Here is a 16,158-nt window from a genome sequence, read left to right on the forward strand (position 1 = left end):
AAGGCCTCAATAAAGCCGCGCTCCTGCTGATGTCGATTGGTGAATCCGAAGCAGCGGAAGTCTTCAAGTACCTGGGACCGCGCGAAGTCCAGAAGATCGGCGCGACCATGGCGCAGTTGAAGAACGTCACGCGCGAGCAGCTCGACAACGTGATGACCGAGTTCGTGCACGAAGCCGAACAGCACACGGCGCTCTCGCTCGATTCGAGCGAATACATCCGCACGGTGCTGACCAAGGCGCTCGGCGAGAACAAGGCCGGCGCGCTGATCGACCGGATCTTGCAGGGCAGCGATACGAGCGGTATAGAAGGCTTGAAGTGGATGGATTCGGCGGCGGTCGCCGAGCTGATCAAGAACGAGCATCCGCAGATCATTGCGACGATTCTCGTGCATCTGGACCGCGATCAGGCATCGGAAATCGTGGCGCTCCTGACCGAACGCCTGCGCAACGACGTGCTGTTGCGCATTGCGACGCTCGACGGCATTCAGCCCGCCGCGCTGCGCGAACTCGACGATGTGCTCACCACCTTGCTTTCCGGCAGCGACAACCTGAAACGCGCGCCCATGGGCGGCATTCGCACGGCGGCGGAAATCCTCAACTTCATGTCGACGGCGCACGAGGAATCGGTAATCGAAAACGTCAAGGAATTCGACGCGGAACTGGCGCAGAAGATCATCGACCAGATGTTCGTGTTCGAAAACCTGATGGACCTCGAAGACCGCGCCATCCAGATGTTGCTGAAGGAAGTGGAATCGGAAACGCTGATTGTTTCGTTGAAGGGCGCGCAACCGCCGCTGCGCCAGAAGTTCCTCGCGAACATGTCGCAGCGCGCAGCCGAACTGCTCGCGGAAGACCTCGATTCGCGCGGTCCGGTGCGTTTGTCCGAAGTGGAAACGCAGCAGCGCAAGATCCTGCAGGTCGTGCGCAATCTCGCCGAAAGCGGTCAGATCCAGTTAGGCGGCAAGGCCGAGGACGCATATGTCTGACGCAGCAGAAGCCGCGAAGCAGGCTCACCCGACAGAAGCCGAAAAGAAGGCGCGCATGTCCGCGTATCAGCGCTGGGAAATGGCGTCGTTCGATCCGGTTCCCGTGGATCGCAGCGCCGCCGATCAGGCCGCGCTCGAAAAGCATCTGCGTCGTGTCCGCGACGAAGCCCACGCGCAAGGTCTGGCGCAGGGCCACGTCGCCGGCCAGGCGATGGGTTATCAGGCCGGCTACGACCAGGGTTATGCGAAGGGCGAAGAAGAAGGCCGCCTCGATGCCCGTTCGGAAGCGGCGCGGCTTGCTTCGATGGCCGATGCCTTCAAGACCGCCCTGCAAGCCGCCGACGCCGTGGTCGCCGAGGCGCTCACCGCGCTGGCGCTGGATATTGCGCAACAAGTGGTGTCGCAACATTTGACGCTCGACCCGACCGCCGTGCTGGCTGTCGCACGCTCGGTGATCGCGGCCGAGCCGGCGCTTTCCGGCGCGCCGTACCTGATCGTGAATCCGGCGGATCTGCCGATTGTCGAAGCGTATTTGCTGGAAGAGCTGCAAGCGGCCGGATGGACGTTCCGCACCGATCCGGACATTGAACGCGGCGGCTGCAAGGCGCACGCGGCAAGCGGTGAAATCGATGCAACCAATGCGACGCGCTGGGAGCGCGTCGCAGCGGCGCTCGGGAGGACGCAACCGTGGTAACGCAAACGCATAACAACGCCGCAAGCGCTGCGCGCCGAGTGACGCAGGAAGGGTTGAGCGAACTCGAGCAGGAGCTTGCGCGGGCATCGTTTGGACCGCTCGCCGATCCCGACGTCACGCCCGAGCCGACGCTGGAAGACATGGCGGCGCAGACGATCGTCGAGTTGGCGGAGATGGTGAACAATCCGCATCTCGACGGATGGCGCGCCCAGCTCGAAGCCAGCAAGGCGCGCAGCCAGATATCGAAGCCGTTGCGCGCGTGCGGCCGGTTGACCCGCGCCGCGGGCCTCGTGCTGGAAGCCGTCGGATTGAAACTCGGCGTGGGATCGGAATGCATGATCGAGTTGCCGGCGGGCAGTTCCATTCCAATGGCCGAAGCCGAAGTCGTCGGGTTCTCCGGCGACAAGCTGTTCCTCATGCCGACCACCGAAGTCTCCGGCTTGCTGCCTGGAGCGCGTGTTTATCCGCTGGAAAGCGCGCCCATCAATGATCCGATGGCCGGCGCCAAGCGCCTGCCTGTCGGCTGGGAAATGCTCGGCCGCGTGGTCGATGCCTCCGGCCGGCCGCTCGATGGCCTCGGCCCCCTCGGCGCCAAGCGCGATGCGCCGCTGTCCGCGCCGACCATCAACCCGTTGAATCGCGAACCGATCCACAAGGTCCTCGACGTCGGCGTGCGCGCAATCAATGCGTTGCTCACCGTGGGACGCGGCCAGCGCATGGGTTTGTTCGCGGGCTCGGGCGTGGGTAAATCCGTGCTGCTCGGCACCATGGCGCGTTACACCAGCGCCGAAGTGATCGTGATCGGCCTGATTGGCGAACGCGGCCGGGAAGTGAAGGAGTTCATCGAACAGATTCTGGGCGAGGACGGACTGGCGCGTTCGGTCGTGGTCGCGGCCCCCGCCGACGTTTCGCCCATCCTCCGTATGCAGGGCGCAACATATGCGACCTCGCTCGCCGAGTATTTCCGCGATCAGGGCAAACACGTACTTTTGCTGATGGACTCGCTCACGCGTTACGCCATGGCCCAGCGCGAGATTGCGCTGGCAATCGGCGAACCGCCCGCCACCAAAGGCTATCCGCCCTCCGTGTTCGCCAAGTTGCCGGCGCTCGTCGAGCGTACGGGGAACGGCCCGGAAGGCGGCGGATCGATTACGGCTTTTTATACGGTCTTGACGGAAGGGGACGATCAGCAAGATCCTATCGCCGATTCTGCCCGTGCGATTCTCGACGGGCATATCGTGCTGTCGCGGTCGCTGGCCGAAGCGGGGCATTATCCGGCCATCGATATCGAGGCGTCGATCAGCCGCGCAATGACGGCGCTTATCGACGATAAACATCTGGACCGCGTGCGCTTGTTCAAGCAGATGTTGTCGCGTTATCAGCGCAATCGGGACTTGATCAACGTGGGCGCGTATTCAAGCGGACGCGACGCGCTGCTGGACCGGGCAATAGCGTTGTATCCGCGCATTGAAGCATTTTTGCAGCAAGGATTTCGCGAGCAGGCGATGTTCGAACCGAGTTTGGCCAAACTCGACGAACTGTTCGCGTGAAGACCCGATAAAGATAATCAGGAAGGAACCAGACCTCCATGTCAAAGCATCTGCCGATCAACACCCTGATCAACCTCGCAGAAGAAGAACTCGAAGCCGCGACCAAAAAACTCGGCAAGCTGCAGCAGGAACGCAACGAAGTGGAGACGCAACTGAATTCGCTCGTGACGTATCGCGATGAGTATCACGCGCGGTTCACGGCGTCGGCGCAAGAAGGCACGACCGCGCAGACCTTGCGTAACTTCCAGGCATTCGTGGATACGCTCGATTCCGCGATCAACCAGCAGCGCGCGTTGCTCGTGGCCGCGAATGCACGGCTTGAAGCGGCAAAGCCGGAATGGCAGCAGAAAAAGCAGAAGCTGGGTTCGTATCAGGTGCTGGCTGCACGCGCCGACGCGGTGCAGGCCAAACAGGACGCAAGGATCGAGCAGCGTGATTCCGACGAGCATTCCGCCAAGGTGCTGCGGATGCGTGCTGAACGGGCGTAGGTTTTAACGCGGATTTATCTTGCATAAGATACAAGAGGTTATTCATGTCGTCAGTTAATTCGGCCAGCGCGTTGCTGGGTATGTCGAGCGTATCGGCTGTTTCGCGCAGCACAGCAGCGGCGTCCGCTCGCGATGAAGCGGCGGCATCGTTTGGCTCGACCTTGCACAGCATCACCGCCAAGGCCAATGAGCGCGAAGCGGCACAAGCCAAAGTGCAGGAACGCGCTCAAGCCGATAAAGCCGCTGCAAAGGCGGCGGCTGCGCGCGGCAGCGTGCACGATGCGTCGAAGCCGGACAACACGGATTCAACCGATCAGGCTAAAAAAACGGACGGTGCGGATCAAAGCACGGCGACGGATCAGACGGATTTATCGAAGACCGACAAGACTGCGTCAGCCGACAAAACAGCTAACGCGGCCAAGGCCGCGCCGGGAACGCCCGAGGCAATCGCGGCGGCGGCAGCGGAAAAGGCTGCGATTCTGAAAGCACGTGCTACCGGTGCCGGGAAAACGCCTGCCGATCCAGCCGACGCTGCGACGGCAAGCACGGACGCGACATCGACGGATGCCACCGACACGACGGCCGATACCCCCTCACCCGCCAAAGCCGCCGACGCCAAAGCCGCCGCCGATGCGCTGCAGGCGTCGCTGACGGCGGCCGCAAATGTGCAGACGCCGGCCACGCCGCCCAACGCGGCCGCCGCAGCAGCAATGGGCGCGGCGCACGCGGGCAACATGAACAACGGCACGCCCACGGGCACGACGACGGGCACGAAAGGCGGTCGCGACACGCCGCTGGCTGGTCTTTCGGCTGATAGCAAGACCCAGGGCAGCGCGGCGTTGACGCAACAAGGCGGCGCGGCAGCCACGCAACAAGCCGATGCAAACGCACTCGCTGCACTGACGCAATCCGACGACGGCAGCGCCGCATACAAGGCAACCGCGGCAAACGCCGACGCCACCGCGAACGCGAGCGTGCAGCAAGCGGCATCGGCGGCGACCAGCGGCGCGACCTTGCAAGGCGCCGCGACCGCAGCCGATAGCGCCGCCATCGCACCGCATGTCGGATCGAGCGGCTGGGACGATGCGTTCAGCCAGAAGGTGGTGTTTTTATCGAATGCACATCAGCAAAGCGCCGAGTTGACACTGAATCCGAAGGATCTCGGGCCGCTGCAGGTGGTGCTGCAGGTCGCCGGGAATCATGCACATGCGTTGTTCGTATCGGACCACGCGCAGGTTCGCGCAGCCGTTGAAGCCGCATTGCCAACCTTGCGTGAAGCGATGCAGGCGAGCGGCATTGGTTTGGGCAGCACGAGCGTCAGCGACGGCTTTGCGGGCAAGCAAGCGAGCTCGGGCCAGCAGGATGGCGGCGGGCGGTCGTCGTGGAGTGGTTCGGGCAGTAGCGGCGGCGGGATTGGAGCCGTAAGTGACGCATCGAGCACGGTCAGCCTGCCGCTACGCCGTCAGGTTGGACTGGTCGATACGTTCGCCTAAAGCCCTACGGCCGCGTCAGACCCGACAAACCAGCCGCGCGAGCATCACCGCCGCGCGGCTTTTTCACGTCCGTTATCCCGCGCGTATAGCAAACGTAAAACCCTCCCCTTTGCGCAAACTCCCGAGTTAGCCCTAATAACCCCTTCTGTTCGACCCATCGCGCAACCTTACTTTCGCCAACAATTCAGGCTACAGAAAGAGGTCCGCAAACATGGCAACTACAGCAGCAGCACAACAACCCGTCACGCCGGCTAAAACCGGCAAGCTCAAGCGCATCATCCTGATCGCGGTGGGCGCAATCGTCCTGCTCGGCGCCGGCGGCGCAGGCGCGTATTTCTGGCTGCACAAAACCGCATCGCACGAACCCGCGAAGCCCGCACCCGCGGTGCCGCCGGTGTTCTACCCGCTCGACTCCATGACCGTCAACCTGCAATCCGATGACGGCATGCATTACCTGCGCATCGGCCTCACGCTGAAGCTGCCCGATGAAAAAGCGCAAGCCGCGCTGGCCGAACGCATGCCGGAAGTGCGCAGCCACATCCTGATGCTGCTCTCGGCGAAACATCCCGACGACCTGGCCGGCATCGACGGAAAACGCGCGCTCGCCAAGGAACTCCTGACTACCGTCAACACGTTCGGCGGTACGCCGGAAGCACCGGCGCACGTGCAGGAAGTGCTGTTCACAGAAATCGTCGTCCAGTAACGCGTTGCTCATACGCGCAAAAACGAAGCCGAACCAGACAAGCGCAAGACAGGAACCAAGGAACACTCATGGGCCACGAAGAGTTCATGTCGCAGGAGGAGGTCGATGCCCTGCTCAAGGGCGTCACCGGGGAAGTCGATGCTGTTGCCGACGAAACACGCTATCAAGGCGTGCGCCCCTACAACCTCGCGACGCAGGAACGTATCGTCCGGGGCCGGATGCCGGGCCTGGAAATCATCAACGACCGCTTCGCGCGTCTCTTGCGCGTAGGCATCTTCAACTTCATGCGGCGCTCGGCGGAAATTTCCGTCGGCCCTGTGAAGGTGCAGAAGTACAGCGAATTCACCCGCAACCTGCCGATCCCGACGAACCTGAACCTGGTCCACGTGAAGCCGTTGCGCGGCACGTCGCTGTTCGTGTTCGACCCGAACCTGGTGTTCTTCGTCGTCGATAACCTCTTCGGCGGCGACGGCCGTTTCCACACCCGCGTGGAAGGCCGCGAATTCACGCAGACCGAGCATCGCATCATCAGCAAGCTGCTGAACCTCGTGTTCGAACAGTACGCAGCATCCTGGAAAAGCGTGCGCTCGCTCAACTTCGAATTCGTGCGCTCGGAAATGCACACGCAGTTCGCAAACGTGGCGACGCCCAACGAGATCGTGATCGTGACGCAGTTCTCCATCGAGTTCGGATCGACCGGCGGCACGCTGCACATCTGCATGCCGTATTCGATGATCGAACCGATCCGCGACGTACTGTCGTCGCCCATACAAGGCGAAGCGCTCGAAGTCGACCGCCGCTGGATACGCGTCCTGTCGCAGCAAGTGCAGTCCGCCGAGGTGGAACTCACGGTCGATCTCGCGCAGATCGGCACGACCTTCGAGCAGATCCTGAACATGCGGGCCGGCGATGTCCTGCCGATCAACGTGCCCGAAGAGGTCACGGCAAAAGTGGACGGCGTGCCGGTGATGGAATGCGGCTACGGTGTTTTCAATGGTCAATACGCGTTGCGCGTCCAGAAGATGATCAGCGCAACCGATACGATGAAGGAAGGTGGATATGAGTGACGTAACCGAACCGGGCACGCTGCCGTCCGATCCGCTCAAGGGCGAGGACTTCGGCATGGACGACTGGGCGAGCGCCCTGGCCGAGCAGAACGGCAATGAGACGCCGGCGGCGGCATCGTCGGCCGGGGTGTTCCAGCCTTTGTCGAAAGTCGCGGCGCCGACGACGCGCAATGACATCGACATGATTCTCGATATCCCCGTGCAGATGACGGTGGAACTCGGGCGCACGAAGATCGCGATTCGCAACTTGCTGCAACTCGCACAAGGATCGGTCGTGGAACTCGACGGTCTCGCCGGCGAACCGATGGACGTTCTCGTCAACGGATGCCTGATCGCCCAGGGCGAAGTGGTGGTCGTGAACGACAAGTTCGGTATCCGTCTGACCGACATCATCACGCCGTCGGAACGCATCAGGAAGTTGAATCGATGAAACGCCCGGCCGTCGCTTTCTCGACGCTTTTCATGGCACTCACCGCGCACGCCGCCGATATGAACGCCGTCAATCACGCGGCCCAGATTGCATCGGGTGTGGGCGCGGGAACAGCCGTGCCGTCGCTTGGTGTCGGCGCCGTGTTGCAGACGCTGCTCGGGCTGGCGATCGTGATCGCGTTCGTGTTCGGCTGCGCGTGGCTCGCACGCAAGTTCGGGGTGGCAGGGACAAAACGCACGGGCCTGGTGAAGGTGATCGGCGGCGCGTCGCTCGGGAACAAGGAGCGGGTATCGGTGGTGGAAATCGGCGATACATGGCTCGTGCTGGGCGCGGCCCCCGGCAACGTGCGGCTGCTGCACACCATGCCGGCGGGATCGGCGGAACTCAGCGGCGTGGAAGCGCCCACGGCGCCCGGGTCGGACGGACTTCAAGGCAGTTTCGGTCAACGTTTTCGCGATGCCCTCGCCGGTGAAGCGACCAAACGTCTGCAAAAATTCGCGGGCGGGAGCAAGTAATGCAGTTTCGGTTTGTAGTTCGATGCGCGAAGCTGGCGCTGCCGGTCGTGATCGCCGCCCTTCCCTACGCAGCTTTCGCACAAAGCACAGCCGGCTTGCCGGCGTTCAACACCAGCCCCGGCCCGAACGGCGGCACGACGTATTCGCTCAGCGTCCAGACGATGCTGCTGCTCACCATGCTGTCGTTCCTGCCGGCAATGGTGCTGATGATGACGAGCTTCACGCGCATCATCATCGTGTTGTCGCTGCTGCGTCAGGCGCTCGGCACGACCAGCACGCCGCCGAATCAGGTCCTGGTCGGACTGGCGCTGTTTTTATCGTTGTTCGTGATGTCGCCGGTACTCGACCGCGCCTACACCGACGCGTACAAACCGTTCTCCGACGGCACGATCACCATGGATCAGGCGGTCACGCGCGGCGTCGCGCCGTTCAAACAATTCATGCTGCGCCAGACGCGCGAAGCCGATCTCGCGCTCTTCGCCAAGATCTCCAAAGCCCCGCCCATGAACGGTCCCGAAGACGTGCCGCTCTCGCTGCTGGTGCCGTCGTTCGTAACGAGTGAATTGAAGACCGGCTTCCAGATCGGGTTCACCATTTTCATTCCGTTCCTGATTATCGACATGGTCGTGGCGAGCGTGCTGATGTCCATGGGGATGATGATGGTGTCGCCATCGACCATTTCGCTGCCGTTCAAGCTGATGCTGTTCGTGCTCGTCGATGGATGGCAGTTGCTCATTGGTTCGCTCGCGCAGAGCTTCGTTTCGTAAGCCTTCAAAGCACAGAGATACACACGATGACCCCCGAATCCGTCATGTCGATCGCGCACCAGGCCATGTACGTGGCGCTGTTGCTCGCGGCTCCGCTGTTGCTGGTCGCGCTGGTCGTAGGCCTGGTGGTGAGCTTGTTCCAGGCCGCCACGCAGATCAACGAAAGCACGCTCTCGTTCATTCCGAAACTGCTCGCGGTCGCCGTCACGCTCGTGATTGCCGGACCCTGGATGATGGAAACGCTGCTCGACTACATGCGCCACGTGTTCACCATCACTCCGGCAATCACCGGCTAAATGTTTTCGGTCACGTACGCCCAGCTCAATGTCTGGCTGACGTCCTTCCTCTGGCCGTTCACGCGCATTCTTGCGTTGATCGCGACCGCGCCGCTGCTGAGCCATCTGGCGGTTCCGGTGCGCGTCAAAGTCGGGGTGGCGGCGTTCATCGCGTTGATCGTGGCGCCGACTATCGGCGCCGTGCCGCAGGTCACCGTATTTTCCGCCGATGGCGTGCTGATCCTTATCAACCAGTTCTTGGTGGGCGCGGCACTCGGCATGACGATGCAGATTGCGTTCGCGTCCATCGATGCAGCCGGCGAGTTCATCGGCCAGCAGATGGGTCTAGGTTTTGCGACGCTCTACGATCCGCGGCAAGGGGGAAACGCGGTCGTGATTTCGCGGTATCTGAATACGATCGCGTTCCTCGCTTTTCTCGTCTTCGATGGTCATCTGCAAATGATCAGCGCCCTCGTGCAGACGTTCCAGAACGTGCCGGTGAGCGCAAACGTGCTGGGTTCGATGACCCACGCGCGCGGCTGGCAGACGCTCGCCACCTACGGCGTGAGTATTTTCTCGACGGGGTTGTTGCTGTCGTTGCCTGTCGTGGCGGCGTTGTTGATCGCGAACCTGGCGCTCGGGATCCTGAATCGCGCGGCGCCGCAGATCGGGATTTTCCAGGTCGGATTTCCCGTCACCATGCTGGTGGGATTCCTGCTGATCCAGTTGATGATCCCCAACCTGATCCCGTTTTTCCAGCGGATCTTCGAGAACGGGATCGATCAGATGGGACGGGTCGCGGCGGCGCTTTGAGCAGAGCGGTCAAGGTCCGCGCCGTATTCACCGCAAATTTTGCGGCGAATAGCGGCCCTAATCTCCGCACAATGTGCGGTGAATAACCACCACAATCACCGCACACCACCCGCAAACAAAAAGGGCCACCCAAAAAAGGTGGCCCGAAACACTTCCTAACTACCCACATCATTCCCCGAATTTCTACTCCCCATCAACTGCTGATGTATTGGAACAGCGACATCTTTTGAATGCTGGCAAACGCCTGCTGCGCGCCCTGCAACGCGTTCTGCGTCAACTCGTACTGGCTGATCGAGCTGACGAGATTGATGCTGGTCAGGTCCTGAAGCGAGCTGGCGGTTTGCGTCGATGTCGTCTGCATCGCCGTCTGCGTTGCGGTCACTTCCTGCTCGCGGCCGCCAACGGATGCCTGCGTCGTCAGCACGTTGTTGTACATGTTGTTGACCTTCGTGCCGCCCGTGGTCAGTGCGTTTTGCAACGTCGCCTGCGCAGCCGGGTTGCCCGAGGTCGGCTGCTTCAAGGCGCTGATCAGCGAATCGAGCGTCGAGAAGATATCGGTGTCGGAGGCTTTGCCGGTGTTTGCGGGCGCGACCGTGAACGAATCGCCGTTGGCCGGCGCGCCGTCGATGGCCACTTTCTGCCCGCCGCCCAAAGCAATGTCCTGCTGCGCCACATATGGTGTCGCGGGCGTGATCGTGGCGCCGTTCTGGTCCTTGACCGTGTAGGTCGTGGTGGCCGTGGAACCCGTGCCGCTGGTCGCGAACGAAATCGTATAGGTCGATGCATTGCCAGGGTTGCCCCGGTCGCTCACATTGACCGCTCCGATGGTGCCGGAACCCGTATTGCCCGCCGCCGACGATGAAACCGGCAAGCTCTCGTTTGGCGACACGCTCTGGAACACGGTCGCGCCGTTATCGGCGACGTTGATCGAGCGGTTATCGGAAATCTGCACCTGGCGCTGGCCGTTGTCGCCGGCGTAGGTCGCACCCGTGCCCGACGCGTTGTCGGTGAACGGCTGAGTCGTGCCCTTGAAGCCCGAGAAGATGTAGTTGCCGTTGGCGTCGGTGGAATTGCTGAGCGTCATCAGGTTGTCGCGGTAACCCTGCAACTGGGTCGCCATCGACGCGCGGTCGGTGTCGTTGAATGATGCGTTGCCCGCACGATTCACGAGCGTCTGCACGCTCTGCATCACGTTGCCGATACTCGTCAGCGTCGAATCTTCCTGCTGCAACGAAGTCAGCGCGGCAGACTGGTTGGTGCTGTACTGCGAGAGCGTGGCGGACTGGCTGCTCAACTGCACGGCCTGCGCGGCGCCGAGCGGATCGTCCGATGCGGTCTGGATTCTCTTTCCCGACGAAATCTGCGCGTACTGCGCCGCGAGCGATGCCTGCTGGTCGCTCATCGTCTGGACGTTCATCGTGAAGTACTGCGAGCTGGAAATACGCATCGTGAAAACCTCAGTTGAAGATGCCGAGCAGTGTCTGGAACAACGAGGAAGCCGTCTGGATGACCTTGCTGTTGGCCTGATAAAGCTGCTGGTACTGGATCAGATTGGCGGCTTCCTCGTTCAGGTTCACGCCGGACACCGATTGCTGCGCCGATGTCGCCTGGTTCAGCACCGCGGTCGCCGACGTGCTCGATGACTTCAGCGCGTTCGTCTGGTTGCCGATCTGGTTGACGAAGTTCGCGTAGGAACTGGTCAGGGTGTCGGTGCCGCCGTTCATCGACTTGGCGGTGCCGATGTTGGCCATCGCGAGGGCATTGCTGCCGTCGCTCGTGCCGCCTGTGTTTGCCGCGATCGTGAAGCTGTCGCCCGTGGACGGCGTACCGTTGAGGGTCGCGCTTACTCCTGCACCGTTGGATACGGTGAGGCCTTTCGTGGGGTCGTAGGCGAACGCGGTGCCGGCCGGAACTTTCGTGTTGTCCGGCAGCGTGATCTCCACGTTCGACGTCATGGTCTTGGCCGTGGCGTCGTACGTCAGCGTGATGCTGCTGGGAATCGAGTACCCGGCCGTCACGCTCGCCGCCGAGATCTTGCCCGTGCCCGTATTGCCTGTCGCCGCCGATGACACCGCCGGCGAAGCTGCGGCAATCGCCGACGGGTTCGAGTTGCTGAGCGAGAAGTTAGCGAGGGAACCGCGCGTGGGCTGGATCGTGAACGAATCACCTTTCGTCATCGATCCGCTCGCAATCGATATGTTCATCCCGGCGATGGTGCCGCTCACCGCGCCCGTGGACGAAGCGGTCAACTGACCGACAACTGCGCCCGACGAGCGGTCGGTGAGCGTGTACTTCGAGCCATCGAAGCCGAGCGAGTAGTCGCTGGTCGGTGGTTGCGTGCCATCGGCAATGGACACGTCGAGCGTCGCGTTGCCGCTGTTGCGCGCGTTTGCATAGACGGTCGGGCTGCCGGTCGAGAACAACGCGCCGCCGGCGTTGCCGTTCAGATCGACGCCCAGTTCGTTCTGGTTGTTCAACTGCGTCGCGAAGCTGGTCGCAATCGCGCCGAGATTGGCCTGCGCCGGATCGAGCGACTGACTGCGAAAGTCGAGCAAGCCGCCGATCGTGCCGCCGCCGCTGAACATCGAATCCGGCAAATACTGAGTCTGTTTGGACGTCTGCGTGGAACCGTCGGAAGAGGCGTATGCAATCGACAGTTCGCTCGGGTCCGAGGGCGACGTTGCCGTCGTCAACGCGTACGAACTGCTGCCGGCGACCAGCGGCTGGCCATTTCCAAACGATACGTTGTAGCCGCTGTTGTTCGTGGTGACCTGGACGCTGACCAGCTGGCTCAGGTTCGATACCGCGAGATCGCGCTGGTCGAGCAACTGGTTTGGCGGCTGCCCGGCCGAACTCGCGCTGGCGATCTGCACGTTGAGATCGGCGATCTGCTTGGCGTAGGTGTTGACCTGCGATACCGCGCTCTGCAGCGACTGGTTGACGCCGTCGCGAAGCTGGTTGTAGGTCGTGGCCGCGGCGTTCATCTGGTCGGAGAGCGATTGCGCGCTGCTCATCAGCGTTTGCCGCGTGGCCGTCGTTCCCGGGCTGTTCGCGACCGACTGCAAGCCGGTGAAATAGCTGGTGATGCCCGCGCCGATACCCGTCGTCGGATCGCCGACGAGGTTGTTCAGTTGCGAGAGCATCGAGTAGTACGTGTTCAGCGAGCTGCTGCTCGACTGCGAGCTGTTGAGCTGCTTCGTGAGGAAATCGCTGTATGAGCGCGAGACTGTGGCTGTCGTCACGCCTTGTCCGGCATAGCCCGACGCCGTGTACTGCCCGGATGACTCCTGGTACACGGGGCGCTCGAGCGTATAGCCCGGCGTGGAAGCGTTGCTGATGTTCTGGCCGGTCGTCGTCAGTCCCCACTGGGCTGCGTTGAGACCACTCACGCCAATATCGAATAGGTTGCTGGACATGCAAGGAATCCTGGTAGAGGCATGACGGCCGGCCCGCCGAATGGCGACACTGATGTATATCGGCCGAAATGGAAAAAAGTTGAGCGGACGCGCGGCGTTTCTCGGGGTTTCTGTTAATTCCCGCCACTGCCGCGTGCCCACTGCGCCTTGTCCGGATTATTCACCCGGCGTGCTCGAGGCAATCCGTGAAGCAGCGGGGCAATCGGGGCCTAATTCATCGAATGAACCCGGCCGGAACGCGCACGTTACGGGAACGAACGGACGCAATGGGGTGACGTGGCCGGAACACCCGGCGCGCCGATAAAAAAAGCCCGCGATAAAACCGCGGGCTCCTTTGACAATCATCACCGCTGAAACTCAGCGCGCGAGTGACCGCCGCTTCATTTCGAGTTGCGTGATCAACCGCTGCAACGTGTTCTCCGCCGATCCCGGCAAACTCATGAACTTGAAGCCCAGCGTATAACGCCGGTCGCCTTTCGCGTTCACGATCTGGCGGTTCGACATCAGTTGCACGTCGAGCACGACCTTGCCCGGATTGCTGAAATGCAGCTCTACGTCTTTCAGGATCACGCCGACTTCCAGCGCCGCAACGCGTTCGTCCATGGTCCGAAGCGCAACACCGCCAAGCGAGAGGTCGTTGACTTCAAAGCGAAAACGCTCGCCGCTCGGCAAAATGCCGCTGCAGATATACGGGTCGAGCACGGGCGCTTCCACACGGAAATACTCGCGTCGCTGCATATAAAACAGGACGGGCGGGAAGTCGGCTTCGAACGCCGGACGTCCCTCGAAAACGATTTCACGCGGCGTACCCGTCGCGAATTCGACGCGGACGCCATCCGGGCTCGCGCTGAACATCAGGTTCTCGGTCGAGAGGACGGCGGCGTTTTCATCGGCAACCGCGCCCCAGTCGAAGACGAACGTCCGGGCAGCGGGATTCACGTCGAGCAGGCGGGTCACGATCTGCCCCTTGCCGTGATCGACAGTGAGGAAATCGCCCCGATTGACGAGGTTGCGCAGGGAAACACCGATTTCCAGCGGATTACGCCTGCCAAAATCGGGATGGTCGGACTCGTCGTCAGCGATGTCGGAACCGTTCGACTCATTCATGTTCATGGGCTTGCCGTGTTCGTTTGCTCGCGCCGCCTCGAGTATCAAGGCCGGTGCGCGTCCAACCAGACCGTGTAGATCCGGCACTTCGGTGTTCCATTTAGCGGCAATAGGGCAGGTTTATTTAGGGCTGACAGCAAAAAATACCTAAAAATCCCGTTTTACCCCTGATTAACCTCGATTTCGCAACCGAAAACGTCCAAAGCGCATGAAAAGAAACAAACCCGCTCTCAGCCCCATTTTCTATGCGGCTCGGCCGGCGGCCCATCCCGTGCGCTGCAAAATGCGGGAATGGCTCACCGGCCGGCTTCGTCTTCTATTGCGACATTGGCCCCGTCGCTTATGACACATTACTCGTAATACGTTTCGTCTACCCGACAAATTGCAGCAAAACGCGCGCCAGTGCACGCTTCTTCACGCAATGTGTTTCATTATCGAAATCAGTTTCTTCGCGTATTGCGGATCGGTCGCGTACCCGGCTTTCTGCATGCCGTGCGCGAAGCCGGCGGCATCGCGCGATGCTTCGACCACCGGCGCGTAACGCGGGTTGCTCTTGAGCACGCTGGCGTAGTCGGTGAGCGCGTCCTCGTAGGAGTCGTACGCGCGGAACTTCTCCACCACTTTCTGCGGCTTGCCGTTCACGTATTCGGTCGTCACGGCGTTCGTGGTCTTGCCGGTCCAGTCGCTCGTCGCCTTGATGCCGAACACGTTGTGGCTGGTGCTGCCATCGGCATTCTTGATTTCGCGCTTGCCCCAGCCCGACTCCAGCGCCGCCTGTCCAATGATGAAACGTGCCGGAATGCCCGTCGCGGCGCTCGCGGCCTGCGCGGGTGCGGCCAGCCGGTCGACGAACCCTGCCACCTTGTCCGTTCCCACACCGCGTGCGGCCGGTTCGAGCGCGCTGTTGGCGCTGTAGCCCTTGCCTTGCAGCGCATCCTTCGATGCACCCGATGCCGCCGTGTTCGCATAAGCCTTCGCCATGGCGTTCATCGCGGCGATGTTGCCGGCGTTCGCGCTGCTGTCGCCACTAGCGCCCGCGCCGGTCGGGTCAAGGCTCGAGGGCGTTCCCGCGCCCGCGTTGCGCATCAGTTGCTTGAGCATCATGTCGGCCACGCCGATGCCCTTCGAGCCCATGTTCTGCGCCATTTGCTGGTCGAGCATGGACGTGAAGGTGGCGGTGTCGTGGGAATCGAACGGGCTGTCGGACGGCGTCGCCTCGCGCATGCTCTTCAGCATCATCTGCGTGAAGACCGTGTCGAATTGCTTGGCCGCCGCCTTCAAACCCACCTGCGGCGAGGCGTTGGCCTGGGCGCGCATGGCGTCGAAACCTTGCACATCGAGCGCAAACCGGTTCGATAAAGAATTCAGGCCGCTGCTCGTGTCCGAGCCACCCAGTGATGCCAGCGTGCTGTTTGCCGTCCCGTTCGCGTTCATGTGCGCTTGCCCTTATATGATTTCCAGGTCGGCGCGCAAGGCGCCTGCTGCTTTCATCGACTGGAGGATCGAGATCAGATCCGCCGGCGTCGCGCCCAGCGCGTTGAGCGCCTTGACCACGTCGGCGAGCGTCGCGCTCGCCGCGACAGTCTTGAGCGCGCCCGTGTCCTGCTTCAACTGGATATTCGATTGCCGCGCGGCCACCGTCTGGCCGTTCGAGAATGCGCCCGGCTGGCTGACGGCCGTTTGCGTGTTGATCACCACGGACAGATTGCCGTGCGCGACGGCGCAGTTCTGCAACGTCACCATCTGGTTCATCACGATGGAACCCGTGCGCGCGTTCAAAATCACCTTGGCGGCGGCCTGCGACGGACGCACATCGATATTCTCGAGCTGCGCCATGAACGACACCTGGCTCGT

At 61.9% G+C, this 16,158-nt stretch carries 17 protein-coding genes; 12 read left to right on the top strand and 5 right to left on the bottom strand.

Annotated features, from left to right (window positions below; translation table 11 throughout):
* From fliG to fliR, 12 genes are all read left to right on the top strand, one after another.
* A partial coding sequence (gene fliG, locus ACFFAR_RS08200; RefSeq protein WP_375507733.1) for a flagellar motor switch protein FliG occupies positions 1-986 on the top strand: 986 nt, incomplete at its 5' end.
* Positions 979-1,680, top strand: coding sequence for a flagellar assembly protein FliH (gene fliH / locus ACFFAR_RS08205; RefSeq protein WP_075359344.1), 702 nt, complete (start codon positions 979-981; stop codon positions 1,678-1,680). The genes fliG and fliH, both read left to right, overlap by 8 nt.
* A complete protein-coding gene (fliI, locus tag ACFFAR_RS08210) occupies positions 1,674-3,230 on the top strand; it encodes a flagellar protein export ATPase FliI (RefSeq protein WP_062000623.1) in 1,557 nt (518 codons plus the stop codon). The genes fliH and fliI overlap by 7 nt, the downstream gene beginning before the upstream one ends.
* Positions 3,231-3,268: 38 nt before the next feature.
* Entirely contained in the window at positions 3,269-3,718 is a 450-nt protein-coding gene (gene fliJ / locus ACFFAR_RS08215) for a flagellar export protein FliJ (RefSeq protein WP_062168349.1), read from the top strand.
* Between the two features lie 44 nt (positions 3,719-3,762).
* Positions 3,763-5,211, top strand: a complete 1,449-nt coding sequence (locus tag ACFFAR_RS08220; protein ID WP_174363555.1) for a flagellar hook-length control protein FliK — start codon at positions 3,763-3,765, stop codon at positions 5,209-5,211.
* A 211-nt stretch (positions 5,212-5,422) separates the two neighbouring features.
* Positions 5,423-5,914, top strand: a complete 492-nt coding sequence (gene fliL, locus ACFFAR_RS08225; RefSeq protein WP_075359346.1) for a flagellar basal body-associated protein FliL — start codon at positions 5,423-5,425, stop codon at positions 5,912-5,914.
* Positions 5,915-5,982: 68 nt separating this feature from the next.
* The gene (fliM, locus tag ACFFAR_RS08230) at positions 5,983-6,981 is read left to right on the top strand and encodes a flagellar motor switch protein FliM (RefSeq protein ID WP_062000627.1); all 999 of its coding nucleotides are present in this window, start codon (positions 5,983-5,985) and stop codon (positions 6,979-6,981) included.
* Complete coding sequence (gene fliN, locus ACFFAR_RS08235) at positions 6,974-7,411, top strand: flagellar motor switch protein FliN (RefSeq protein ID WP_062000628.1); 438 nt, start codon at positions 6,974-6,976, stop codon at positions 7,409-7,411. The genes fliM and fliN overlap by 8 nt, the downstream gene beginning before the upstream one ends.
* Positions 7,408-7,926 carry a flagellar biosynthetic protein FliO gene (gene fliO, locus ACFFAR_RS08240; protein WP_174363554.1) on the top strand — a complete coding sequence of 173 codons (519 nt, stop codon included), beginning with the start codon at positions 7,408-7,410 and terminating at the stop codon, positions 7,924-7,926. Before fliN ends, fliO begins: the two co-directional genes overlap by 4 nt.
* Positions 7,926-8,693 carry a flagellar type III secretion system pore protein FliP gene (gene fliP / locus ACFFAR_RS08245; RefSeq protein WP_062000630.1) on the top strand — a complete coding sequence of 256 codons (768 nt, stop codon included), beginning with the start codon at positions 7,926-7,928 and terminating at the stop codon, positions 8,691-8,693. The genes fliO and fliP overlap by 1 nt, the downstream gene beginning before the upstream one ends.
* A gap of 26 nt (positions 8,694-8,719) precedes the next feature.
* Positions 8,720-8,989: a flagellar biosynthesis protein FliQ gene (fliQ, locus tag ACFFAR_RS08250; protein WP_056356411.1), complete on the top strand. Its 270-nt coding sequence runs from the start codon at positions 8,720-8,722 to the stop codon at positions 8,987-8,989.
* The gene (gene fliR, locus ACFFAR_RS08255) at positions 8,990-9,781 is read left to right on the top strand and encodes a flagellar biosynthetic protein FliR (protein WP_062000631.1); all 792 of its coding nucleotides are present in this window, start codon (positions 8,990-8,992) and stop codon (positions 9,779-9,781) included. It begins immediately after the preceding gene.
* Positions 9,782-9,974: 193 nt separating this feature from the next.
* On the opposite strand, the gene flgL is transcribed toward fliR, so the two are convergent.
* From flgL to ACFFAR_RS08280, 5 genes are all read right to left on the bottom strand, one after another.
* Positions 9,975-11,228 carry a flagellar hook-associated protein FlgL gene (flgL, locus tag ACFFAR_RS08260; RefSeq protein ID WP_062168360.1) on the bottom strand — a complete coding sequence of 418 codons (1,254 nt, stop codon included), beginning with the start codon at positions 11,226-11,228 and terminating at the stop codon, positions 9,975-9,977.
* A 10-nt stretch (positions 11,229-11,238) separates the two neighbouring features.
* Positions 11,239-13,197, bottom strand: a complete 1,959-nt coding sequence (gene flgK / locus ACFFAR_RS08265) for a flagellar hook-associated protein FlgK (RefSeq protein WP_174363958.1) — start codon at positions 13,195-13,197, stop codon at positions 11,239-11,241.
* A gap of 357 nt (positions 13,198-13,554) precedes the next feature.
* Positions 13,555-14,310 carry a flagellar brake protein gene (locus ACFFAR_RS08270; RefSeq protein WP_062170296.1) on the bottom strand — a complete coding sequence of 252 codons (756 nt, stop codon included), beginning with the start codon at positions 14,308-14,310 and terminating at the stop codon, positions 13,555-13,557.
* A 408-nt stretch (positions 14,311-14,718) separates the two neighbouring features.
* Positions 14,719-15,738 (bottom strand): flagellar assembly peptidoglycan hydrolase FlgJ, encoded by a 1,020-nt coding sequence (gene flgJ, locus ACFFAR_RS08275; protein WP_174363957.1) that lies wholly within the window; start codon positions 15,736-15,738, stop codon positions 14,719-14,721.
* 12 nt (positions 15,739-15,750) lie between these two features.
* On the bottom strand, positions 15,751-16,158 hold a 408-nt coding region (locus ACFFAR_RS08280), incomplete at its 5' end, for a flagellar basal body P-ring protein FlgI (protein ID WP_174363956.1).

This window comes from uncultured Caballeronia sp. (genome assembly GCF_964243625.1).
Taxonomy (GTDB): domain Bacteria; phylum Pseudomonadota; class Gammaproteobacteria; order Burkholderiales; family Burkholderiaceae; genus Caballeronia.